The organism is Priestia taiwanensis (assembly GCF_014638355.1).
GTDB lineage: Bacteria > Bacillota > Bacilli > Bacillales > Bacillaceae_G > Priestia_D > Priestia_D taiwanensis.
Window position 1 is genome coordinate 808,518 of sequence record NZ_BMFK01000001.1, and the last position, 23,534, is coordinate 832,051.

A 23,534-nucleotide genomic window follows, 5' to 3' on the forward strand; every position below is an offset into this window, starting at 1 on the left:
CTGTATAGAAAGAGAAGGAAATGAGTAAGGATAATAATTTTTTCAGATCCAAAGGGAAAAATATTTTGAGTATTAAGGTTTCCTCATATGTTGAGGAAGCCTTTTTCGTTGTATATTTCCCGTTTTTGAGAAAAAATAGAGAGAAATAGATAAGAAGGAGAAGAAAAAATGAAAATATGTATACTTGGATCAACAGGAAGAGTTGGATCAGAGCTATTGCAACTAGCATTACAAGACTCGCATGATATTAAAGTACTAGTGCGTGATAAGAATAGGCTTACAGTTTCGCATAGGAATCTACATATCATTGAAGGAAATGTATTAGATGAAAATGATGTGAAGAAGGTATTAAAGGAAACGGATATCGTTATAAGTGCTCTTGGAACAGATGGGAATGGCACGTTATCGAAATGCATGCTGCACATTATTAAGCATATGAAAGAAGAGGAGATAGGACGAATCATTACAATTGGAACAGCGGGTATTTTACAAGCACGCACAAATCCGAAGATCTATCGATTTCAATCAGAAGAATCAAAAAGAAGAAGTACAACAGCTGCCGAAGATCATTTAGCTGCTTATCTATCTTTGAAGAGTAGTGGGCTATGCTGGACGAATATTTGTCCTACCCATTTAATCGATGGCGAAAAAACGGGTACGTACCGAACGGAAGTAGATATGTTACCATTGAACGGATCAAAAATTACAGTGGGGGATACTGCTCATTTTACCTGGTCTTTGGTAAAGAAAGAAGGATATGAGAATAGTCGTGTAGGCATTGCTTATTAAAAAAACATTCTTGAAAAAGAATGTAACATATAAAAATCATAATGATTTGTAAACTCGCTTTAGGTAGTGTTACCACATTACTATCAAGTCAAAAAGAATGAGATATCCCAAAAAACTGAAATCCTATTAGCTAACGTGCAATTCAATTCTATTGTTATACCAACCTAAAATAAGGAGGAAAGAATATATGTACATGACATATGAATTGGCGAAAAGAATTGAACAGTCTGATTTACATGTATTACATGCACGGTTATCTGCTATTCAAGAACGAGAAGGAAACCCCATGGGAATTCATATTCGTTCATACGGAGAAGCTGTCGCGTTTATCTCGGCAGGAATACCTGGTCCATCATTTAATACGGTAAGAGGAATAACATCTGAGCATATTGAGGTTCTTGATGAGATTTTAGCCTTTTATAAGGAGCACGATGTATCATGTCAGTTTGAGATAGCACCAACACAATTAAATAACGAATTAGCAAGTGCATTACATAAGAAAGGATATTATCAATCTAGCTTTCATACAGCATTATATGGTGTTCCTTGCCCGCAACAACTAGTACATAATGCGCTGACGATACGGAAATTAGAGAAAGATGAATTCAATCAGTTTGCATCTATTTACACCAAAGGGTTTGGAATGCCGGATTTTACGTTAGAAGGAGTTCGGCAAAACAATGAGATTCTTCATGGAAAAGAAGGATGGGAAGTTTACGTTGCTTGTCTAGAAGAACAGCCAGTGAGTATTGGCGTTATGTATGTGGCAAATAACATTGCAACATTAGCTGCATCTGCAACACTACCGGACTATCAAAGAAAAGGGGCACATCAACTATTGCTACGTAAGCGAATCGATCATGCTTACACATTAGGATGTGACTTAGTTGTAGCTCAAGCAAGCTTCGGAAGTATAAGCCAACAAAACATGCAACGAGTTGGCCTTGAGGTTGCTTATACAAAAGGGATTTGGAGAAGAGTGTAATTTAAAGCCACCGTAATATTTTCAGTTAGCTAACCCTTCATATTATGTTACAATTATTTACAATAGTATTTATATAGGAAAGATGTTGGGGGATAAAAAAATGAAAAATCATTATAAAACGGAGGATGGTAGGCATTTAAGGGCACTTATTACAAGAAATAAGATTATTCATGCGGCAGAGAAGATCTTTCAACAAGAAGGGTTTCAACATACTACGATTAAGCAAATTATTAATGTAGCTCAAATTGGTTATGGTACAGCTTATGGACATTTCAAAGGGAAAGACGAGCTCTTAATTGTCTTAATGGAAGATGTGATGAAGAGGTTCTTTGATATTGCACATACACCATTTTTTCCAAGTTCAAGGGACGAAGCGAGGGGAATTATTTTAAGTCAAGTACTAGATTTTTTACGTATTGCAGATACAGAGAGACAAATGATGAAAGTATTTTCAGAAGCAATCGGCTTATCTGAGAGTGTTAATCAAAAGTGGGATGAAATTAGACAGAAATTTATCCAAAGTATTACAAAGGATATTACATATTCACAGGCAAAAGGTCTAGCCAGAATGGATTTAAAAGCGGAGTTAGTGGCAAGAGGTTGGTTTTATTCAAATGAAATGTATCAATGGGAAATCGTTTTTGAAAAGAACGAAGAGTCATTAGAGGAGATTGCAGAAACATTAACAACGATGTATGTAGATGCTATTTATCAAAAGCAATAAAAAGAAGTGCCAACTATGATGGCACTTCTTTTTATTATGCTACGACATTTCGATTACTATTATATTTTTCATAACTTTTATTTTGCATAATACTTTTTAATGTTTGAACTGTTTTCCAAACTTCAGCAAAGGATGTGTAAAATGCGACAGGAGCCAGTCTTATGATATCCGGTGCACGGAAATCTGGAGTAATCTGATGATCTTTTAATGCCTTTGTAATTCGAACCGCTTCTGCATGTTTTAGGCTAACATGTCCTCCACGCCTTGCGTCATCATCAGGATTATGGATGGAGAATCCCATATCGTGGAGTTCGTGCTGAATAAGATCCATCATATATCTAGTTAAATTTCTAGACTTTTTATACACCTCTTCCATTGTTGCTTCACGGAATAACTCTAAGCTTCCTATTAACGTAGCTAGGCTGAAGATATGTGGTGTTCCTAATTGATATGCGCGACTTGTTTGCTCAATTGTTAATGTATGTTCCATATCAAATTGCTTCTCTTTCGTCGAGCTATACCAACCAGTTAAACCAGGTACTTTTCCAAAATGGCGTCTATTCACATATAGAGAAGCAACCGCTCCAGGTCCACCATTTAAATATTTATAGTTACACCACAAAGCAAAATCAATTCCCCACTTACTAAAGGCATGTGGAATGACTCCAGCTGAATGACATGCATCAAACCCGATTATGATGTCTCGTTTATGTGCTTCTTGCGTAAGGCGTTCAATGTCTAATAGTTGTCCACTACGGTATAAAACAGTTGGAAGGAAGATGAGAGCAATATCATCATGCATGGCAGAAATAATATCCTCTTCATTAATAAGCCCTTGACTATCAGCTTTAATACGCACGAGATGCTCGTCAGGATTATATCCATGTAGTTGTAGTTGACTTTGTAGTACATAGATATCTGTTGGGAAATCTAATTCTGTTGCGATAATTTTTGTTTTATTGCCGTGGGGTTTGTAGAAAGAAGAAATAAGTTGATGTATGTTAACAGTTGTAGATCCAGTCACGACTACTTCATCTGAATTAGCGCCGACAATAGGGGCCATTAAATCTCCTAAATGCTCGGAGAGAAAGAACCAAGGAGACTCTCCTTGTGTCCAACCATCTATTTGCAAATGCTTCCAAGAATTGATGAGTTGAAATAAGCTTTGTTCAGCTCGCTTAGACATTAAGCCCAAGGAATTACCGTCTAAATAAATAGATTTGCTTGGGAGATGGAACTCCTCTCGAAATGTAGCTAATGCATCTTTTTTATCCATTGCTAGGGCATACTCGTATGAAGTATCAATTTTTACCGTCATGAACAAACACCTCACAATCATTATTTTCCTTAATAATCCCAATATAAAATAAATACGACATAATGTCTATAAGTTTATAAAATATTCTGTTATTTACTCAAAGTTGTTACATACAGTATATGAAGTGAATGGAGACAAATTCGCTCGGGAAGATATACTTTATCTACATATTTAATAATTTCTCTTCTTTTTCTAGATGAAAATTTATTAGAAGTTTGTCGAAAAAATCTACGTAATGATTATGACATTATGTCGCATTTGTTATGGACACCTACATAAACATATACTATAATTTTAATTGTAAGAAAATACAGAAAATTTAACGACGGATACTTAATTAAGTAGGAGGGATTTACATGTGTGCGAGAAGTTTGCAAGCTTTTAATTTACAGCAGTGGATTGAGGAGAACAAAGAATTATTAAAACCACCTGTTAACAACAAAGTCATTTGGGAAGATTCTGAGTTTATTGCGATGATTATTGGTGGTCCAAATCGAAGACGCGATTTTCATGTGGATCCATCTGATGAGTTCTTTTATCAAATAAAAGGGGATTGTTATGTAGAATGTATTACAGAAACAGGAGAGCGTGAAGTGGTGACAATTAGAGAAGGCGAAGTATTCATGCTGCCAGCAATGATTCCACATTCTCCACATCGTGTAAAAGATACGTATGGGCTTGTTATTGAAAGAAAGAGGGCAGAAGGAGAGCTAGAAGATTTTGTTTGGTTTTGCGAGAAGTGTAATGTCGAGATGCACCGTGTAACGGTACAGTTAAATGACATTGAGACACAAGTGAAAAATGCGATTTATAGTTTTAATTCCAGTGAAGAGATTAGAACGTGTAAGAATTGTGGGCATGTCATGACGGAAGAAGTGGAGGAGTGGAAATGCGTGTAGATTTCCATACACATATCATTCCAGAATATCTCCCCGATTTTACGGAAAAACATGGTGGTCAGAGATGGCCTACACTGGAAAAGACCTGTGCATGTGGTGCAACTATAATGGTTTCAGGTAAGAATTTTCGTGACGTGACAGATCAAGTGTGGTGCCCGAAAAAGCGCATAGCCGACATGGACCGTGAAGGAGTAGATATTCAAGTATTATCTCCAATTCCTGTTACGTTTTCTTACTGGGCCCCCTCAAATCAAGCGTTAGAAATGGCAATGATTCAAAATAATTTCATTGCAGAGACGGTAGCTGAACATCCAACTCGGTTTGTTGGATTAGGAACAGTCCCTATGCAAGATACAGATGTCGCGATTCAAGAAATGAAACGTTGTATAGAAGAACTTCACTTACATGGTATTGAAATTGGAACGAATATTAATGGGAAGAACTTAGATGATCCTTATTTTGTCCCTTTCTTTCAAATGGCAGAAGAATGGAATGTTCCATTATTTATCCACCCTTGGGAGACGTTAGGGAAAGATCGAATGAATCATCACAACTTTATGTATACAGTAGGGATGCCAAGTGAAACGGCATTAGCTGGTGCTTCGCTAATTTGGAGTGGTGTACTTGAGAAATTCCCAAAATTAAAAATATGCTTAGCTCACGGTGGTGGATCCTTACCATATATTCTTCCACGATTAGATCAGGGGTGGAATGTATGGCCACATTTACGATTAACAACTTATCCACCTAGTTATTATGCAAAGCAATTGTATTTTGACTCGTTAAATTATGATTCAATGAATATTTCATATATGATAAACCGTTTTGGTCATGAGAAAATTTTGATGGGATCAGATTACCCATTCTTATTAAGAGAAATAGATCCAGGAAAGAATATAGATGACACAATCCAATTAACATCAGACGAACGGGCGGATTTACTTGGTAAAAATACCTTGCGTTTCTTGAATATTAACCTGAAAAGGAGCACTGAGTATGTTAGTAGCTTACAATCCAGAGAGTAAATTAAAAGAATTAGGAATTGAGCTACCTGCCATTCGTCCATCTGTTGGCAACTATGTTAGTTGTGTGAGAACAGGTAATCTATTATTTACTGCTGGGCAAGGTGTGGATCAGTATCATGGAAAGTTAGGTAAAGAATTGCATGTACAAGATGGGTATATGGCAGCTCGTCTCTGTATGTTGAATTTATTAAGCGTTATCCGTCACGAACTTGGAGATTTAAACAAGGTGAAGCGAATCGTGAAAATACTTGGATTTGTGAATAGCGCAGAAGACTTTACGAGTCAGCCTAAAGTGTTGGACGGTGCATCTGACTTACTTGTGGAGGTGTTTGGTGAGAAGGGGAAGCATGGGAGATCTGCTGTTGGAATGGCACAACTACCAAATAATACAGCTGTTGAAATCGAAATGATCGTAGAAATCGTTAGTGAGGAGGCATGTGAATGAAGACAATTCCAATCGTGAGGGATGCGAAATTATTCATTGACGGAGAATATGTAGATGCCATTTCTGGTGATAGTTTTGATAGCATAAACCCTGCGACGAATGAACGATTAGCTTCAGTAGCGAATGCCGGAGTAGAAGATGTGAAACGAGCTATTACATGTGCGAAAGAAGCTTTTGATTGTGGTAGATGGAGTAAGATTTCAGTAGAAGAGCGCTCTGCTATTTTATGCCGCATGTCGGATTTAATTATTGCAAAGATGGAAGAAATTGCACTAGTCGAAACGTTAGACGTAGGGAAACCAATTAAAGAAAGTATTGGGTTTGATATTCCGCGTGCAGCTCAAAACTTTCGCTTTTTCGCGGAAATGGCGAAATACATTGTACACGAACATTATGATCAAACCAATTTTATGTCTTATGCAAAGTATGCACCAGCTGGTGTAACGAGTTTAATTATTCCTTGGAATTTACCATTTATGCAGATGACATGGAAAGTCTCTGCTGCATTAGCGGCAGGTAATACGGTTGTAATCAAGCCAGCATCTTACACACCACTAAGTGCTGTTATGCTTGGAGAAATTGCAAATGAAGCTGGACTGCCAAAAGGCGTGCTAAATATTATTACCGGTCCAGGAAGTACAGTCGGAACTGCCATGACGAATCATCCATCTGTTCGAAGAATTTCTTTTGTTGGTGAAAGTAATACCGGAAAGACAATTATGAAAAATGCAGCTAACAACTTAATACCTGTCTCATTAGAATTAGGTGGAAAGTCAGCTAATATCGTATTTGAAGATGCTGATATTGATGAAGCGGTAAAAGGTTCAATTGAAGCTATCTATCGAAATCAAGGAGAGATTTGCTTAGCAGGTTCGCGTTTACTCGTACAAGAAAGTATTTATGATCTCTTTTTAGAGAAATTCGTACATGCAACTCGTAACATAAAAGTTGGAGATCCACTTGATTTAGCTACAGAAATGGGAGCACTTGTGTCAGAAAGCCACCTACAATCGGTTCATCGTCATGTAGAAGTCGGTATTGATGAAGGCGCTAAATTAGCATACGGTGGTAAAAGGGTTACTGGATTAGCGCGCGGGAATTTTTATGAGCCAACGGTTTTATATGATGTGTCCAATAAGATGCGTGTAGCACAAGAGGAAATTTTCGGTCCAGTCGTCGTTATTATTCCATTTAAGACAGAAGAAGAAGCAATTGAAATAGCGAATGACTCTATTTATGGTCTAGCAGGTGTTGTATGGACGAATGATATACGCAGAGCTAAGCGAGTGACCGCAACAGTGGATGCTGGATTATTATGGGTGAATTGTTGGTATATTCGAGACTTACGAACGCCATTTGGTGGGACAAAAGCAAGTGGTATCGGTCGTGAAGGTGGTAGGCATAGTTTTGAATTTTATACAGAAGCGAAGACAATTACGATGAAATTGTAGCGAAGAAGAGAAGGGAGATACATATGCAGACGAGCATACGTAAATTAGCGGAAGAGCTACTAGAAGCAGAAAAGCATTGCAAAACTATTGAGCCTCTGACAATGACACATAGCAATTTAACAATAGAGGATGCTTATTTTATTCAACTTGAAGTTGCTAAGCAGAAACTCGAAGAGGGTAGAAGAGTTATCGGGAAAAAGGTCGGCCTTACAAGTAAAGCGATGCAGATAATGCTTGGTGTTGATGAGCCAGACTACGGACATTTATTTGACGATATGCTTATTGAAAATAATGAAAGCGTATCCATGGGTAATTTGATCAGCCCTAAGGTTGAAGCAGAAATAGGATTTATGTTGAAAGAAGATTTAGTAGGTCCGAATGTCACGTATATAGATGTTTTAATGGCTACAGATTACGTTGTACCTACTATTGAAGTTATCGATAGTCGTATTCGCGATTGGAAGATACGTTTGATCGATACAGTTGCAGATAACGGTTCTTCAGCGAAAGTTGTAGTAGGAGATAAATCTAGAGCGATAGATGAACTTGATTTACGAAATACAAGCATGACTCTCTACAAAAATAGTCATATCGTAGAGACAGGCGCTGGTGCAGCCGCTCTTGGTCATCCAGCTCATGCTGTAGCTTGGTTAGCAAATAAATTACACACATTTAATCGTTCTTTAAAAGCCGGAGAATTAATCTTGCCAGGTGCACTATCGGCTGCAGTTCCTGTTAAAAAAGGTGATCAAATCGTTGCTACTTTTGGAGGATTAGGTTCGGTATCAGTGGAATTTCAGTAGTGATAGAAAGGAGGGCTAACAGGTGGAGAAAGTAAAGGTTGCTATTATTGGTAGTGGAAATATCGGAACAGATTTAATGTATAAGCTGAAAGATAATCGTTTCTTAGAATTAACAATGGTTATTGGGATTGATTCAACATCGGATGGATTGAAACGAGCGGTAGAAATGGGAGTTCGTACGTGTAGTGATGGCCTGGAATCTTTACTTGATGATATGTCGTTTGCACGTATTATTTTTGATGCCTCTTCTGCTAAAGCTCATAAAAAACATGCTGAGTTATTAAAAGATACACCTATCAAGTTAATTGATTTGACTCCCGCAGCGTTAGGTCCATTTGTTGTTCCATCTGTAAATCTTCACCACCACCTGGATAAGGAAAATTTAAATATGGTTACATGTGGGGGGCAAGCTACAATTCCAATTGTGCATGCGATTAACGAAGTAGCTGACGTTTCATACGCAGAAATTGTTGCAACAATTTCAAGCGCAAGTGCTGGTCCTGGGACGAGAGCAAATATTGATGAATTTACAATGACGACAAAGCGAGCACTTGAAGAAGTAGGTGGTGCTGATTGTGGCAAAGCAATTATTCTTTTAAATCCAGCAAATCCACCAATTTTAATGAGAAATACAGTTTACTGTGAAGTAAAGAAAGTTGATGAAGAGAAAATAATAGAGGCTATTAAGAAAATAGCTAATACGATACAAGAATATGTTCCTGGATATCGTTTGAAGTTAGAACCGTTGCTTGAAGAAAGTCGTGTAACAGTATTTATCGAAGTAGAAGGAGCCGGAGATTATTTTCCGGTATATGCAGGGAACTTGGATATTATGACAGCTGCGGCAGTAAAGGTCGGAGAAATGTATGCAAAATATTTAGTATCGGTGTCCCATTAAAAGGAGGTGGTAGTAGCATGAAACGTCATAGTGATAAGCCTATTAAACTAACAGAAGTTTGCTTAAGAGATGGTAGCCATGTCGTACGCCATCAATATAGTGTGGAACAAGTTGTTACAGTCGCAAAAGCATTAGACGATGCTGGTGTTCCATACATTGAAGTAAGTCACGGTGATGGGCTTGGCGGCTCTACGCTACAATATGGCAAGTCCCTTGTTGATGAAATGACTTTAATTGAAGAAGCAAGTAAGGTTTGTACGAATGCAAAGATATCTACACTGTTACTTCCAGGTATCGGAACTGTTCATGACTTACGGGAAGCATACAAAAGAGGTGCAGGATTAGTAAGAGTTGCAACGCATGTTACAGAAGCAGATGTCGCGGAGCAGCACATTTCGTTTGCCCGTGAATTAGGAATGGAAGTACATGGCTTTTTAATGATGGCCCATTCAGCACCTGTAAGTAAATTAGTAGAACAGGCAAACTTAATGGAGCAATACGGTGCTGGAGCAGTATATATAACAGATTCTGCGGGAGCGTTGCTTCCTAGCGAAGTGAAAGAACGTGTAAAAGCATTGCGTGAATCTTTGAATATTGAAATAGGGTTTCATGCACATAATAATCTGTCCTTAGCAGTAGCAAACACGCTCGTAGCAATCGAAGAAGGAGCGACGCGAATCGACGGGAGTGTGAGATGCTTAGGTGCGGGTGCAGGAAATACACAAACAGAAGTGTTAGTTGCTGTATTAAACAGAATGGGTATGAATTTGGGTATTGACTTATATAAAATAATGGATATTGCAGAGGAAATAATAGGACCGATCTTACCAAGTTCTCAGGAGATTAAAAAAGGAAGTTTAACGCTCGGGTATGCAGGGGTATATTCTAGTTTTCTTTTATTCGCAGAACGTGCAGGAAAAAAATATGGAATTGATCCTAGAGATATTTTAATAGAGCTAGGGAGAAGAAAAGCAGTTGGAGGGCAAGAAGATATGATTGTAGATGTAACATCAGAGCTAGTAAAACAGAAAGTAGAGGTGATAAATAGATGAGGCTTGCACAAGGAATAGACAAAGAGATTGTTGATACGCTTTTGTATGCACAAAAAGAAGGAAAGACTATTACAAAATTTACAGACCAATATCCTGAATTAACAATAAATGGTGCGTATGATATCCAACACCAATTAATTGAAACATATATGCGTACAGGAGTGAAGCGAATAGGAGTGAAGCTTGGTTTAACAAGCAAAGCGAAACAAAAAATGATTGGGATAAATGAAGCAATTTACGGTTATCTTTTGCACAATATGCTTGCATATGAGTGGGAACCAATCGATGGGAGAAAATTAATTCATCCAAAAGCAGAGCCTGAGATTGCCTTTATTATGGGCGAGGATTTGCAAGGAACAACGATTACTGCAAAAGATGTACTACATGTCACAGCATATGTTGCCCCAGCTATCGAAATAATTGATAGTAGGTATGAGAATTTTCGTTTTCTACTCCCAGATGTAATTGCCGATAACTGTTCTTCTTCTGCATTTATTCTTGGAAGTAAATGGATCAAACCATCTGCATTAAAGATAGAGCAAGAAGGGGTTGTTATGACAAAGAATGGGGAAGTACAAACAGTAGGAGCAGGAGCTGCGGTACTTAATCATCCAGCTGAGGCAGTAGCTTGGGCTGTGAATAAATTAGGAGAGCGAAATGATGGACTGAAGAAAGGCGAGATTGTTCTTTCGGGTGCTTTAACAGAAGCTATTGCCTTTGGACACAGAGATACAGTAATTGCTCAGTTTTCGTCATTAGGTAGCATATCTTTTCATTGTAAATAAGAAAGAAATAGGAGATTAGGAGATGCCAGTTATTCATATACACATGTTAGAAGGAAGAAGTGAAGATCAAATAATCAGATTCATGGAAGAAATAACGTGCATCACCGTGGAACGACTAAAAGTAAAGGAAGATCAAGTACGTATCATCATTCATGAAATTCCACCTTCGCGATGGGCAGTTGCAGGGCAAGTGAAAGTAAATAAGAAATAAAGAGATGAAAAACGACTTGAGGGGGAAAAGGAATGAAAGACAATAATCACTTTCAAGATATTATGGATAGAGAAAAAGGGTTAAGTCGAAGCCTGAAAACATCCCAGTTAACGATGATTGCAATTGGGGGCGCAATCGGTACTGGATTATTCTTAGGAAGTGGATTAGCAATCGGTACAGCTGGACCGAGTGTTATTTTAAGCTATGCTATAGGTGCAATTATCGCTTTGTTATTGATGGGATGCTTAGCAGAAATGACAGTTGCCCATCCTACTTCTGGATCATTTGGGGCGTATGCAGAACGTTATCTTAATCCATGGTCTGGGTTTACTGTTCGGTATTCATATTGGTTTAGTTTGGTGTGTGCAATTGGTACAGAGGTAACAGCTGTGGCCATTTATATGAAACATTGGTTCCCAACTGTGCCAGGGTTTGTTTGGATACTACTTTTCTCCGGGTTATTATTATTTGTTAATGCCACTAGCGTTAATATGTTTGGTGCGGTTGAGTATTGGTTTTCATTTATTAAGCTTGTAGCAATTGCAGCATTTATTATTTTAGCTATGTACGTTATCGTTGGCAGTGATAATTCCTCTAGTATCGGTATAGTGAACTTAACAAATGATGGCGGTTTCTTCCCAAATGGTATTTGGGGCATGTGGATTGCTATTTTTATTTCCTTATTTAGTTATTTAAGTATTGAAATGATTGCGGTTAGTGCAGGAGAGGCGAAGGAGCCTGACAAAGCTGTACCAATTGCGCTAAAATCTGCAGTTATTCGCTTAATTGTCTTCTATTTATTAACATTAACACTTATGTTGATGATTGTTCCATGGTCAATGGCTGGTACGGATAAGAGTCCCTTTGTAAAAGTAATGGAACTGCTTAATATTCCAGGGGCAGCAGGAATTATGAATTTTGTTATATTAATCGCGGCTTTATCCGCAATGAATAGTCAATTATATATATCTACTCGTATGATGTTCTCCTTATCAAGGGCAGGTTATGCACCAAAAGCATTCGGAAAGTTAAGCAAAAAGAATGTTCCAACACTAGCGCTAGCTACTTCAGCTATAGGGATTGCAATTGCAACACTCTATACCATTTTCTCTCCAGATACCGCATTTATGACGATGATTTCCATTTCCAGCTTTGGTGCTATGTTCGCGTGGTTTATGATTTTCGTTACACATTTGGCTTTTCGTAAAAAGTGGGATGCAATGGGCGGACGGAAACTGCCAGTGAGAATGATTGGTTATCCGTATTTAACAATCATTGGTGCATTATTATTAGTATCTGTTGTGTTATCAACTTGGTTTTCCGATATGTTCAAAGACACGCTCATTTTAGGATTCCCGTGGTTAATCTTTATTTCTATTGCATATATCATTTGGAAGAAAGTAAATGATAAAAAGATTACAACAGATGTTGGTAAGAAAGATCAGAGTCTATAGTAGTCTTATATGTAAACGCATTCGAAGATAATCGTTCATGAACGATTATCTTTTTTATTTGTATATAAATTAATGTTAAAATTTCACTTCAATTGATGCTATAATTTTTACAAATTGAATGATTAGTATAGGGATAACTAGGGGGATGGGATGATGACAAAAGAATATCCAAAGAGAGAAACGTATCTTTACAATGAGAATAAGATACAGATTGAATACTCCATTATAGGAACTGGCGAACCAATCTTATTATTTCATGGTGGACATTCTAATTGCCAAGAAGAGTTTGGTTACAAGGAAATTTTAGAAAATGGATATTGTATCATCACACCTTCTAGAGCTGGTTATGGAGAAACATCCTATATAATAGGTGAGACGCTACAAACAGCCATACAAGCATATGCAAAACTACTAGAGCATTTACAGTTAGACAAAGTCCATGTGATTGCCGTTTCAGCTGGTGGACCGAGTGGTATTTTCTTTGCATCATGCTATCCAGAACGTGTAAAAAGCCTTACGCTGCAATCGGCAGTGACAAAAGAGTGGCTTACTTCAAAAGATAAAGAATATAAAGTAGCAAAAATGCTATTTCATCCTTCTGTAGAGAAATATACATGGAAGGTAATGAATACGTTTAATACTTTATTTCCACGATTTATTTTCAAGCAAATGGTGCCTTCTTTTAGTACACTCCCATATACAGAAGTAACAACATATATAGAAGAAGATATAGAGATGATTCGACAGATGAATAGTCGCCAACGTTCTGGACGAGGTTTCATGTTAGATTTGATGCAAACGGGGGATATATCAAATCTGGATTTACAACGTATTACGTGTCCAACGCTAATTTTGCATAGTAAGAATGATCATGCTGTGCAAATGGAACATCCTAATCATGCTCATGCTTATATCCCTAATTCAACGCTTTGTATATTGGATACATGGGGACATCTAATTTGGCTTGGAAAGGGATCAGAGAAAACGCATGAAGAGCTTATAGCCTTTTTGAAGAAGAGCAAATAAACAAAAAGACAGAGTTCGAAAACTCTGTCTTTTTTCATTAAAAGATTAATGTTAGTAACCAATAGATAAGCGCTGCAAGTGTACCAGAGATAGGTAACGTAATGAACCATGTAATAAGCATACGCTTCGCTGTTCCCCAGTGAACACCTTTTATACGGTGAGATGCACCAACACCCATGATAGCAGACGAAATAACGTGTGTCGTACTTACCGGTAAGTGAATGAATGTAGCACCAAAAATAATAGCTGATGATGTTAAGTCTGCAGCTACACCATTAACAGGGCGTATTTTCATAATTTTACCACCAACTGTTTTGATGATTTTCCAACCGCCAACAGAAGTACCTAATCCCATTGCAGCGGCACAAGAGAATTGTACCCAGAATGCAACATCATCTGTTGATTGGTAGCTGTTAGCCATTAATGCCATCGTAATAATACCCATTGCTTTTTGCGCATCGTTTGTACCATGCGTATAAGATTGCAAGGCAGCTGTAGCGATTTGATACATACGGAATCGCTTATTTGTTTTAGATAAATTAAAGTTTTTAAGTGCAATTTTGAAGATTGAATAAACAAGATAAGCTAGTCCAAATGCTAATAGTGGTGAAATAATAAGGGATTGAAGAATCTTAAAGAATCCACCATAGTTTAAAGCTGCAAATCCAGCAGATGCGATAGCTGCACCAGCAATAGAACCGATAAGAGCATGTGAGGAACTGCTTGGAATTCCGTAATACCATGTAATAAGGTTCCATGTGATACCAGCAATTAAAGCTGCTAAGATTACAAGAGATCCGTTGTTTAATGTAAAAGGATCGACGATATCTTTACTGATTGTTTTTGCTACACCTGTGAACGTCATCGCACCGACGAAGTTCATGACAGCTGCTAAGATGATAGCATGTCTAGGTTTTAATGCTTTCGTTGAAACAGAAGTTGCAATAGAGTTTGCTGTGTCATGAAAGCCATTAATGAAGTCAAACGCTAGGGCACCGATAACGATTAAAATGGTAAGAAATAATGTAATATCCATCTGATATACTCCCTATTAAGCGTTTCGCATGATGATTGTTTCAAGCGTATTAGCAACATCTTGACAGCTATCAGCAATCTCCTCGAACATTTCATATAATTCTTTGTATTGAATAATTTTGATAGGATTTGTTTCAGTAGCAAATAAGTGCTTAATACTTGCACGTAACACATCATCACATTTTGATTCATAATCTTTAATTTTAATTGCGTGAACACGCATGTTTGGTAATTTCTTCTCAGATAATAATTCAACTGCGTGAGAAATTTCAATCGTACATTGGTGAATCCATTCTACGAATTTAATCATGTATTCATCTGCATTTGTAATAGAGTACATTTCGAAACGAGCAGAACAGTGCTCTAATCCATCTAATACATCGTCCATGTGCATTGCTAATTGTAAAATGTCTTCGCGCTCGATTGGCGTGATGAATGTTTTGTTTAATTCCATAATGATTTGGTGGATGTACGAATCACCTTTTGTTTCATATTCTTTCATGTTCTCAGAAAGTTCTTTTAGGCTGTTAATATTTTGGATTTTGTAATCAACAAAATATTTAGAGCATTCATTTAGATTTGTTGCAATGTCACCTAGCATTACTGAGAACTTATCTTTCTTAGAAGAAAATAGCATTAGGAAACCCCCTGAAAATTATTAATGATAGAGTATTCTGACTACTTAAAAAAGGAAAGACGTTAAATGTGAATGAGTTGTTTTCATTAGAAACAATTAAGATCCAAGCATACCTAAAGATATGGTTAGAAGCTGAAAGGGCCTAGAGGGATGAATTTGTATATACATGTTTGTACTTATATTCCCATCATGCTTGTTTTCATTTCATCATTTAAAAGTTATCTTGCAAAAAAGAACTTTTTCTTTAACGTATGTAAATTTGTATAAATAGTAAGAAAATAAACTCTGTTTGTAAATTTACCATGAATAAGAATAAAAAATCAATATAACTTTTTTTAATTTACAAAACATTTACAAAGTATTTACAAAAGTTAATCTAGTTACTGTACAGACATAATATTTAGTATAAAATGGAATAAAAAAAGGCGGAGGTTAACCTGATCTCCGCCTTTTTTATTAGAATAAGAGGTCTAATATCATATATGTAACAGCAGCTAGTGCACCGGATATTGGTAGCGTAATAACCCATGTAATGAGCATTCGTTTTGCAGTTCCCCAGTGTACACCTTTTACACGATGAGAAGCGCCAACACCCATGATAGCAGACGAAATAACGTGTGTCGTACTTACTGGTAAGTGGATGAATGTAGCACCGAAAATGATAGCCGATGATGTTAAGTCTGCAGCTACACCATTAACAGGGCGGATTTTCATGATTTTACCACCAACTGTTTTGATGATTTTCCAGCCACCTACAGAAGTACCTAATCCCATTGCTGTAGCACAAGAAATTTGTACCCAAAGCGCTACTTCATCAGATGATTGATAATTATTTGAGATTAAAGCCATCGTAATAATCCCCATCGCTTTTTGAGCATCGTTTGTGCCATGGGTGTAAGCTTGGAGTGCCGCAGTGAAAATTTGATACGTTCGAAAGTGTTTATTTGTTTTTGCTAAATTCAAATTTTTGAAAGCGACTTTGAAAATGGAGTAGACAATATAAGCTAGTCCAAACGCTAACAGTGGTGAAAGAAGGAGTGATTCAATAATTTTAATGAATCCACTGTAGTTCAATGCAGCAAATCCAGCAGATGCAATAGCTGCTCCTGCAATTGAACCAATAAGTGCATGGGAAGAACTACTTGGAATACCGTAATACCATGTAATGAGATTCCAGGTAATAGCAGCTAACAATGCGGCCAAAATAACAATAGAACCATTCGCTAATGTGTATGGATCTACGATATCTTTACTAATTGTTTTGGCTACACCTGTGAATGTCATTGCCCCGATGAAGTTCATGACAGCTGCTAAGATGATAGCATGTCTAGGCTTTAACGCTTTCGTTGAAACAGAAGTTGCAATTGCATTTGCTGTATCATGAAAGCCATTAATGAAGTCAAAAGACAATGCACAGACGACGATTAAAACGGTAATAAGTAATGTAATATCCATTTCAATTACTCCCTTTAAGCATTTCGCATGATGATTGTTTCAAGTGTATTCGCAACGTCTTGACAGCTATCTGCCACATCCTCAAGTAGCTCATACATTTCTTTGTACTGAATAATTTTAATGGGATCTGTTTCATGTGCGAATAAATGTTTAATACTTGCACGCAAAATATCGTCACATTGAGATTCATAATCCTTAATTTTAATTGCATGAATACGAATATGCGGCAACTTTTTTTCACCTAATAATTCCACAGACTGTGAAATTTCAAGTGTACATTGATATATCCACTCGACGAACTTAATAATGTATTCATCAGCATGTGTAATAGCGTACATCTCGAACCGTGCCGAACAATGCTCTAATCCATCTAATACATCGTCCATTCGCATAGCTAATTGAAGAATATCTTCTCGCTCAATTGGTGTAATGAATGTTTTGTTTAATTCCAGAATAATTTGATGAATGTATTCATCGCCCTTTGTTTCATATTCTTTCATTTTTTGGGATAGTTCTTTTAAGTTGCTAATGTTCTTGATTTTATATTCAACAAAATATTTAGAGCAGTCTTTTAAGTTCATTGCAATATCTCCAAGCATAATGGAAAATTTATCTTTTTTAGATGAAAATAACATAGGGATCCTCCCAGGAAAGTATTTTTGGATGAATGGTCAAATAATGAACATTTTGTTAAACTTTATTTTCTTTAGCATAAACAATCGTGACATAAAATATAGCACCCTCTTCATATAGATAAACAAATAACTGAACATGGGAGGGGTTGTTGATGAGCGTATTTGCAGCAAGTGTGTTAATTCTCACGATTTTATATCCCATCACATTAGTTGTTGTCTTCTTTTATTATTTTATTCAAGCACTTAATGAAGAAAATAGCTTACCGAAAAACAATATTAACCCATACAATCCGAAATAATAACGAAAAAATCTCTTACGGTGCTGATTACTGTAAGAGATTTCTGTGTTGTCATATAAAATTGTTTAGCTTAATATATATCATCCGCAAAAGCTAACGCAGCATTATGTTTGCGTTTCATATATTTCTCTAAATAGATCTTCGTTGTCTCTAATTTCTTATGACCTAATGTTTGTTGGATACGGAAAATATCGGCACCTTTTTCTGCAGCCATAATTGCAAAGGCATGTCGGAATGTATGCGGTGTAATACGGTGTTCCCGATATGCGAGAAATGGTAAATTTGTTTGTTCAATCATATCCGTTACTTGTGCAGATAATTGTGTTGGGTTATATGCTTTTTTCCGTAATGTTGTTAATAACGGTGTACTGTCATCTTCATGCAAGGTAGTAGATAGCCCGCGTATAGAACGAAAAGCGTGAATGCAACGAAAAGCATAGTCACTAATATATACTTCTCTGTACTCTTGTCGTTTTCCTACTATTTTTAACCAATAACTTCCTTCTATATAAAATAAGTCGTTTATCTTTGCTTGGCATAGTTCACGTACACGAAGACCTGTTGTCGAGAGAAGTAACAAAATTGTATATTCAATAACTGCATTTCGTTCTCTATAATAATGGAGAATTTCCTGCACTTCATCATAGGATAAATCTCTATTTGGCCGATCTTCCGGACGTACGTTACTTCGTTGCATTTCTTCATGAAGTGGATATGTAATATAGTTCCACTTATATAGAAAAGCTAAGAACGATTTAACGATGACACTTTTTTTAGAAAGGGTAGCAATCGCATACGGTAGTTTTTTACGACCTAAAGGAGCGGTCTTCAACCATTGTTGATAACGTCGAATATTCCATGGCGTTAATGCCTTTAATAATGAATGACGTTCGTTCACAAGTTGACCATCTACTTGAAACGTTTCTGCATGTTGGACAAGAGATTCAAGAAATGACTTTAATTCATATATGTATATTTTTTTCGTGTTTTCACGTCTATTTTTCTTCTCATCAAGATCCTTCTGTTCATGGACGTAATAATAGATCATCTCAACATCAGTGAAATAATGGAATTTGGCTAATCCATCTTTTTCTGCATACTCGATATCATCCATTAAAGCAGGAAGGTAATGATCTTGCAGTAAGACTTCGTCTAATGACTGCGTAGCATCAGATGGAAGGGTATGACGCATTGGAAGGTATTTATCCATCTACTAGTACTCTCACTTTCTCTCATATTTCTTCTTTATATAATCAATTTCATTTATTTTATTATTACATGGTTTAGGAAACTTACTACGAAGTTACATATTAAGTGTAACATACCTTATAAAAAAGCTATATACCAATTAAATAATAAAAAATAGTCCATTCTTTATCATTAAATGTATCTATTTCATTTTTATTGTTTTTAAGTTAAAAATTAAAATGTATGTTATAATAAATGTACAAATAATATGTAATGAAGAAACAGATAAAATATGAGAAAGATACATAGATTCATTCTCACACATCGAAAGTGAGAGAAAGGGGTAATAATACGATGGATTTTTTCAATCAACAAGAGCGAATTTCAACAGAAGATGCCGCAAAATTATTAGGTGTGACAAAACATACCATTTATCGATATGAGAAAGAGGGAAAGCTAACTCCGACTTTTAAATATACGTGGCATAAAGAAGGGTCAAAATTTTACTATAAGGAAGATGTCGAAGCACTTCGTAAACAAGAAGAAGTAGAGGGACTAAAAGTAAAAGAACTAGCAGAGCGATTATGTGTTTCTGTATCGACAATTATGAAACATATAAAAGAGGGAAAGTTAGTAGCGAGGAAAGAACAATATAAAGGAAAAGATACATTCTTTATTAGCGAAGAGGAATTTCATCGATTTGAGCAAACGTTCGAGCAGCCAGTGACGAAACGAAAAAATTTCGTCTTAAAAAAAGGAAAAGAAAAGTACGTTTTATTTCAATTGTTCCAGCATCCACAAACGAATCAAAAAGGTAGATTAATAGAGGTGATGGGTTCTAATGGAAATATTCTACTAGAAGATGAGCGAATAATTGCGTTAACTGATGCATTAAAGCAAGGATTTGAACCAACAGAAAAAATCGTAAAGCAGGCATATACGTCAAGAAGAGGATATATTACGTTCTCATTCCCAAAACCACTATTTATTTATGCGACAGTATACAAAATTACGGATCTGTTCTATCGTTATTGCGGTGCGGAAAATATTCGTCTAGATATAACGGAGAAGACGATTGAAGTAGAAGTAAAACCGACACACTTCCCAGTATCGCCAATGGAACTAGAAGCAGAAACTCAATACTTACAGCAATATGTTCGTGATGGACAAGTTATCGTTCGACCGAATGGATTATTTTTAGAAAGCGATACGGAAACAATTACGGTACATGTTTCCAAAGAAGAAAAGGAATTAATTAAGCGATTATGCGAGCAACGTGGTGTCGGGCAAGAAGAACTTGTCGTGGCGATGCTTCGGGATCAGTTAAAGAATATGTAAGAAAAAAATCTTTTCTAAAGCATTTTTCCGAGTTGTTTAGTATACTATAGAAAAGCTTATTAGGAAGAACGGAGGATACGACAATGATTCCAATACAACAAGAAGAAGTAAGTAGAGCATTGCAGTCTTATTGCAATAAATCAGCTTACTTACATTTAGAAACGACAAACGGTGCATATGCATCGCACCATAATGAAAAAGTCATGACGGTTGGCGCATTCATCCGCAACGGTCATATTGACATAGAGCGTGCCAAGTTAGCAGGAAACGGCCCATATCGTGTAGGTGTCAAAATGCAATTAGGATGGGTATATGCAGAAGGCTTAACGCATTACGAAATAGATGAAAAAGGACGATTATTATTAGCTGGATATGATGAAGAGGGCAGATTAGCTGTTGCATTCCAACTAAGTAATGAGCCGTTCTAAGGAGGAAGAAAAGATGAAAGAACATATATTAGTTGTGTTTCCACATCCAGATGACGAATCATTTGGAGCGGCAGGGACAATTATGTTAGCAACACAAAAAGGAGTACCTGTCACATATGCGTGCGCAACGTTAGGCGAGATGGGACGTAACATGGGAAAAGGACTTCTTGCTAATCGTGAAACAATTCCGGCATTACGCAAGAAAGAATTAGAAGATGCTTGTAATGTACTTGGAATTGAAGATCTTCGTTTACTTGGTTTCCGTGATAAGACACTTGAGTTTGAAGATACAGAGTTTGTAGCAGATAAAATCGAAGAGGTTATTCAAGATACGAATCCTACATCTATTATTACCTTCTATCCTGGTGAAGCTGTTCATCCAGATCATGATGCGTGCGGAGAAGCTGTTATTGCAGCTGTATCACGTATGCCAAAAGAAGAAAGACCGACTGTCTATTGCATTGCTATTACGAGGAATAAATATGATGTATTAGGAAAGCCAGATGTTGTTCATGATGTAACAGAGGTTGTCGAACAAAAAATCAAAGCATTACAAGCTCATGCATCTCAAACTGGTGGGCTTCTGAAAGATATAGAAGCATCATTAGAGAAAGAAAGTGGTAACTTGATGAAATGGTTATCGAACGAATCCTTCTATATCTATAAGTGGAATGATTAAAAGACTCAGCTACGTTGAGTCTTTTTTTGTTATGGATAAGAGAAGGGAATAACGAAATTATAGCGAATGTCTTATAAAATCCATAAAGGAGGCATGATAATGAAAGTGTCAAAGATTGCATTGGCATTAAGTAAGGTAGTTATATCATTTGTTCTTGTTTACGGAATGGCATTCGTGATGAATGTGTGGAAAGGTACATATTTATTTGCTAATGGCATACTAGATCAAGGCTATGCATTTCTCTTTTTAGCAATCTCTATTCCACTTGTTATGTATATTCTTTCTATGAACAAAAAGCACATGAAACAAGCTGTTATTGTTTCTATCTCTAGTATTATTTTTATCCTTATCTTATATAAATTGGTGTATATGACTTCTATTTCGGAATTAAAGACTGGGGAATTTCTTCATACAGATAAGATGACAAGGATGGCATTAATCTTTTTATGTACAAGTTTCCTATTTGTTGGTACAAGCCACATTGCTGCTAAAATGAAATAACGAAAAGAAGGTTCTACCATGGAACCTTCTTTTCGTTATTTTACATCTTTTCGATAAATGCTCCCTCATCTTTTTTCCATTCAAAATAGAAAACATCTTTGTAGTTTTTTATGTGATGTTTATGCAGTGTTTCATTTAGCCAATTTTCATCGAAACCAGCTGAGTTGATCGTTTCCCAATCAACTTCTCCATCGCTAATAAATGTAAGAGAAATACACGGTGGCTTTTCATGTATCCTTAAATTTGAAAGTGTAGGAGGAGCATATTCTGGTTTTTTCAATACACTTACTGTGCCATCTGTTTCTAAAAAGGCATAGGCAACCTCTCGGACAGAAAATGTGTTTTTTTGCCTTAATAAATTTTGGAGTTGATTAATATCTAACTTATTTTTCTTCATCTCATTGCGGTCGAGACGCCCATCATAGATGATAATAGATGGTTTTCCTTCTAAAAAGAGGCGAGTACCTCGAAATTTTTGTGTTAGCCATTCACTTATATAAATCAATGCACCCCAAACTCCGACAGTAAAAATAATCATAAAAGGGCCAGTATCTTCATCATAGATTGCATTTCCTAACAAGTCACCTAATACTAACGCAGAGATAAAGTCAAAGGGAGTAATTTGGACGAGTGTCATTTTACCGAGCAATTTTGTTATTAATAGAAGCGATACGAATCCAATAACAAGTTCAACTGCAATTGAAAGCATTACACGTTTTCTCCTTCATCGTTTTTTCTATTAGGATGAGCTGGATTGTTAAAAATATGCAAAGTATCCTATAAACAATAATTATTTTATGTAAACTAATGAGGTTGTACGAATTAAATTACAAAAATTGTAACAAGAAGCTGTGCTTGTTACAATAAACATATCTTTGAGAATAGCATTTCACTTTATGTAAGTGGGACAACGTTACTAATTCATATGTACATGTACATAATAGAGGAGGAGAAACATGATAATAAGAAGCGCAATACATAGCGACTGCGAAATTCTTAGTAAGATTGCTTATCAATCCAAAGCATATTGGGGTTATTCAGAAGAATTTCTAACGCAGTGCAAAAATGATTTAACAATAACGAAAGAATATATCGATAGAAATCTGGTCTATGTAATGGAAGTGGATAATAAGCTTATTGCCTTTTATAGTTTTTCTTTACAAGAGACGAAGCTAGAAGCGCTATTTATCAGTCCATCCTATATCGGACAAGGATTAGGTAGAAAGCTCTGGTCCCATGCACTACAACAAGCAAAACAATTACAACTCAACGAATTCACTATCGATAGCGATCCGTATGCAGAAGAATTCTATCTCAAAATGGGGGCAAAGCGAGTAGGAGAAATACAATCAACAGTATTTCCAGAACGCTATTTGCCATTGATGAGTGTACACGTTATATAAATATTCTATTGACATACAACCAAAAGGTTTTGTATTATAAAAACGAAACCTTTTGGTTGTATATTTAAATA

Annotated in this window: 27 protein-coding genes; 20 read left to right on the forward strand and 7 right to left on the reverse strand. The window is 36.4% G+C overall.

Annotation, left to right across the window (positions count from 1 at the left end; genetic code table 11):
* Positions 1 to 168 precede the first annotated feature (168 nt).
* From IEV41_RS04325 to IEV41_RS04335, 3 genes are all read left to right on the forward strand, one after another.
* Positions 169 to 789: an NAD(P)-dependent oxidoreductase gene (locus IEV41_RS04325; RefSeq protein ID WP_188387203.1), complete on the forward strand. Its 621-nt coding sequence runs from the start codon at positions 169 to 171 to the stop codon at positions 787 to 789.
* 187 nt (positions 790 to 976) lie between these two features.
* Positions 977 to 1,774 carry a GNAT family N-acetyltransferase gene (locus tag IEV41_RS04330; RefSeq protein WP_188387204.1) on the forward strand — a complete coding sequence of 266 codons (798 nt, stop codon included), beginning with the start codon at positions 977 to 979 and terminating at the stop codon, positions 1,772 to 1,774.
* Positions 1,775 to 1,874: 100 nt separating this feature from the next.
* Positions 1,875 to 2,498, forward strand: a complete 624-nt coding sequence (locus tag IEV41_RS04335; RefSeq protein ID WP_188387205.1) for a TetR/AcrR family transcriptional regulator — start codon at positions 1,875 to 1,877, stop codon at positions 2,496 to 2,498.
* A gap of 34 nt (positions 2,499 to 2,532) precedes the next feature.
* Here IEV41_RS04335 and kynU read toward each other — a convergent pair whose 3' ends face one another.
* Positions 2,533 to 3,816, reverse strand: a complete 1,284-nt coding sequence (kynU, locus tag IEV41_RS04340; protein ID WP_188387206.1) for a kynureninase — start codon at positions 3,814 to 3,816, stop codon at positions 2,533 to 2,535.
* Positions 3,817 to 4,172: 356 nt separating this feature from the next.
* Between kynU and IEV41_RS04345 the strand changes: the two genes are divergently transcribed.
* The 11 genes from IEV41_RS04345 (at position 4,173) to IEV41_RS04395 (ending at position 13,865) form a co-directional block, all read left to right on the forward strand.
* Positions 4,173 to 4,715, forward strand: coding sequence for a 3-hydroxyanthranilate 3,4-dioxygenase (locus IEV41_RS04345; RefSeq protein WP_188387207.1), 543 nt, complete (start codon positions 4,173 to 4,175; stop codon positions 4,713 to 4,715).
* Positions 4,706 to 5,740, forward strand: coding sequence for an amidohydrolase family protein (locus IEV41_RS04350; RefSeq protein ID WP_188387208.1), 1,035 nt, complete (start codon positions 4,706 to 4,708; stop codon positions 5,738 to 5,740). Before IEV41_RS04345 ends, IEV41_RS04350 begins: the two co-directional genes overlap by 10 nt.
* Positions 5,712 to 6,185, forward strand: a complete 474-nt coding sequence (locus IEV41_RS04355) for a RidA family protein (RefSeq protein ID WP_188387209.1) — start codon at positions 5,712 to 5,714, stop codon at positions 6,183 to 6,185. The genes IEV41_RS04350 and IEV41_RS04355 overlap by 29 nt, the downstream gene beginning before the upstream one ends.
* Positions 6,182 to 7,636 carry an aldehyde dehydrogenase gene (locus tag IEV41_RS04360; RefSeq protein ID WP_188387210.1) on the forward strand — a complete coding sequence of 485 codons (1,455 nt, stop codon included), beginning with the start codon at positions 6,182 to 6,184 and terminating at the stop codon, positions 7,634 to 7,636. Before IEV41_RS04355 ends, IEV41_RS04360 begins: the two co-directional genes overlap by 4 nt.
* A 23-nt stretch (positions 7,637 to 7,659) precedes the next feature.
* Entirely contained in the window at positions 7,660 to 8,439 is a 780-nt protein-coding gene (locus IEV41_RS04365; RefSeq protein ID WP_188387211.1) for a 2-keto-4-pentenoate hydratase, read from the forward strand.
* Positions 8,440 to 8,461: 22 nt separating this feature from the next.
* The gene (locus tag IEV41_RS04370; RefSeq protein ID WP_188387212.1) at positions 8,462 to 9,337 is read left to right on the forward strand and encodes an acetaldehyde dehydrogenase (acetylating); all 876 of its coding nucleotides are present in this window, start codon (positions 8,462 to 8,464) and stop codon (positions 9,335 to 9,337) included.
* Positions 9,338 to 9,354: 17 nt separating this feature from the next.
* Complete coding sequence (dmpG, locus tag IEV41_RS04375) at positions 9,355 to 10,389, forward strand: 4-hydroxy-2-oxovalerate aldolase (protein WP_188387213.1); 1,035 nt, start codon at positions 9,355 to 9,357, stop codon at positions 10,387 to 10,389.
* A complete protein-coding gene (locus tag IEV41_RS04380; RefSeq protein WP_188387214.1) occupies positions 10,386 to 11,174 on the forward strand; it encodes a 2-keto-4-pentenoate hydratase in 789 nt (262 codons plus the stop codon). The genes dmpG and IEV41_RS04380 overlap by 4 nt, the downstream gene beginning before the upstream one ends.
* Before the next feature lie 22 nt (positions 11,175 to 11,196).
* Positions 11,197 to 11,385 (forward strand): tautomerase family protein, encoded by a 189-nt coding sequence (locus tag IEV41_RS04385; RefSeq protein WP_188387215.1) that lies wholly within the window; start codon positions 11,197 to 11,199, stop codon positions 11,383 to 11,385.
* 32 nt (positions 11,386 to 11,417) lie between these two features.
* Positions 11,418 to 12,839, forward strand: a complete 1,422-nt coding sequence (locus IEV41_RS04390; RefSeq protein WP_188387216.1) for an amino acid permease — start codon at positions 11,418 to 11,420, stop codon at positions 12,837 to 12,839.
* Between the two features lie 150 nt (positions 12,840 to 12,989).
* Entirely contained in the window at positions 12,990 to 13,865 is an 876-nt protein-coding gene (locus tag IEV41_RS04395; RefSeq protein ID WP_188387217.1) for an alpha/beta fold hydrolase, read from the forward strand.
* Positions 13,866 to 13,902: 37 nt separating this feature from the next.
* On the opposite strand, the gene IEV41_RS04400 is transcribed toward IEV41_RS04395, so the two are convergent.
* The 4 genes from IEV41_RS04400 to IEV41_RS04415 form a co-directional block, all read right to left on the reverse strand.
* On the reverse strand, positions 13,903 to 14,901 hold the full coding sequence (locus IEV41_RS04400) for an inorganic phosphate transporter (protein ID WP_188387218.1): 999 nt from the start codon (positions 14,899 to 14,901) through the stop codon (positions 13,903 to 13,905).
* Positions 14,902 to 14,916: 15 nt separating this feature from the next.
* Positions 14,917 to 15,537, reverse strand: coding sequence for a DUF47 domain-containing protein (locus IEV41_RS04405; protein WP_188387219.1), 621 nt, complete (start codon positions 15,535 to 15,537; stop codon positions 14,917 to 14,919).
* A gap of 456 nt (positions 15,538 to 15,993) precedes the next feature.
* Entirely contained in the window at positions 15,994 to 16,992 is a 999-nt protein-coding gene (locus IEV41_RS04410) for an inorganic phosphate transporter (RefSeq protein WP_188387220.1), read from the reverse strand.
* Between the two features lie 14 nt (positions 16,993 to 17,006).
* Positions 17,007 to 17,627, reverse strand: a complete 621-nt coding sequence (locus tag IEV41_RS04415; protein WP_188387221.1) for a DUF47 domain-containing protein — start codon at positions 17,625 to 17,627, stop codon at positions 17,007 to 17,009.
* A 152-nt stretch (positions 17,628 to 17,779) separates the two neighbouring features.
* On the opposite strand from IEV41_RS04415, the gene IEV41_RS04420 reads away from it, so the two are divergent.
* Positions 17,780 to 17,926, forward strand: coding sequence for a hypothetical protein (locus IEV41_RS04420; protein ID WP_188387222.1), 147 nt, complete (start codon positions 17,780 to 17,782; stop codon positions 17,924 to 17,926).
* 70 nt (positions 17,927 to 17,996) lie between these two features.
* Here the strand turns inward: IEV41_RS04420 and IEV41_RS04425 are convergent, their stop codons facing one another.
* Positions 17,997 to 19,136 (reverse strand): tyrosine-type recombinase/integrase, encoded by a 1,140-nt coding sequence (locus IEV41_RS04425; RefSeq protein ID WP_188387223.1) that lies wholly within the window; start codon positions 19,134 to 19,136, stop codon positions 17,997 to 17,999.
* A gap of 332 nt (positions 19,137 to 19,468) precedes the next feature.
* Here IEV41_RS04425 and IEV41_RS04430 point away from each other — a divergent pair, with 332 nt between their 5' ends.
* From IEV41_RS04430 to IEV41_RS04445, 4 genes are all read left to right on the forward strand, one after another.
* On the forward strand, positions 19,469 to 20,452 hold the full coding sequence (locus tag IEV41_RS04430) for a helix-turn-helix domain-containing protein (protein WP_188387224.1): 984 nt from the start codon (positions 19,469 to 19,471) through the stop codon (positions 20,450 to 20,452).
* Between the two features lie 83 nt (positions 20,453 to 20,535).
* Positions 20,536 to 20,880: a YojF family protein gene (locus tag IEV41_RS04435; protein WP_188387225.1), complete on the forward strand. Its 345-nt coding sequence runs from the start codon at positions 20,536 to 20,538 to the stop codon at positions 20,878 to 20,880.
* A 13-nt stretch (positions 20,881 to 20,893) separates the two neighbouring features.
* Entirely contained in the window at positions 20,894 to 21,559 is a 666-nt protein-coding gene (gene bshB2 / locus IEV41_RS04440) for a bacillithiol biosynthesis deacetylase BshB2 (protein ID WP_188387226.1), read from the forward strand.
* A 99-nt stretch (positions 21,560 to 21,658) separates the two neighbouring features.
* Positions 21,659 to 22,060: a hypothetical protein gene (locus IEV41_RS04445; RefSeq protein ID WP_188387227.1), complete on the forward strand. Its 402-nt coding sequence runs from the start codon at positions 21,659 to 21,661 to the stop codon at positions 22,058 to 22,060.
* Positions 22,061 to 22,100: 40 nt separating this feature from the next.
* On the opposite strand, the gene IEV41_RS04450 is transcribed toward IEV41_RS04445, so the two are convergent.
* Complete coding sequence (locus IEV41_RS04450) at positions 22,101 to 22,769, reverse strand: DUF421 domain-containing protein (protein ID WP_188387228.1); 669 nt, start codon at positions 22,767 to 22,769, stop codon at positions 22,101 to 22,103.
* A 247-nt stretch (positions 22,770 to 23,016) separates the two neighbouring features.
* Between IEV41_RS04450 and IEV41_RS04455 the strand changes: the two genes are divergently transcribed.
* A complete protein-coding gene (locus IEV41_RS04455; RefSeq protein ID WP_188387229.1) occupies positions 23,017 to 23,463 on the forward strand; it encodes a GNAT family N-acetyltransferase in 447 nt (148 codons plus the stop codon).
* The last annotated feature ends 71 nt before the right edge of the window (positions 23,464 to 23,534 follow it).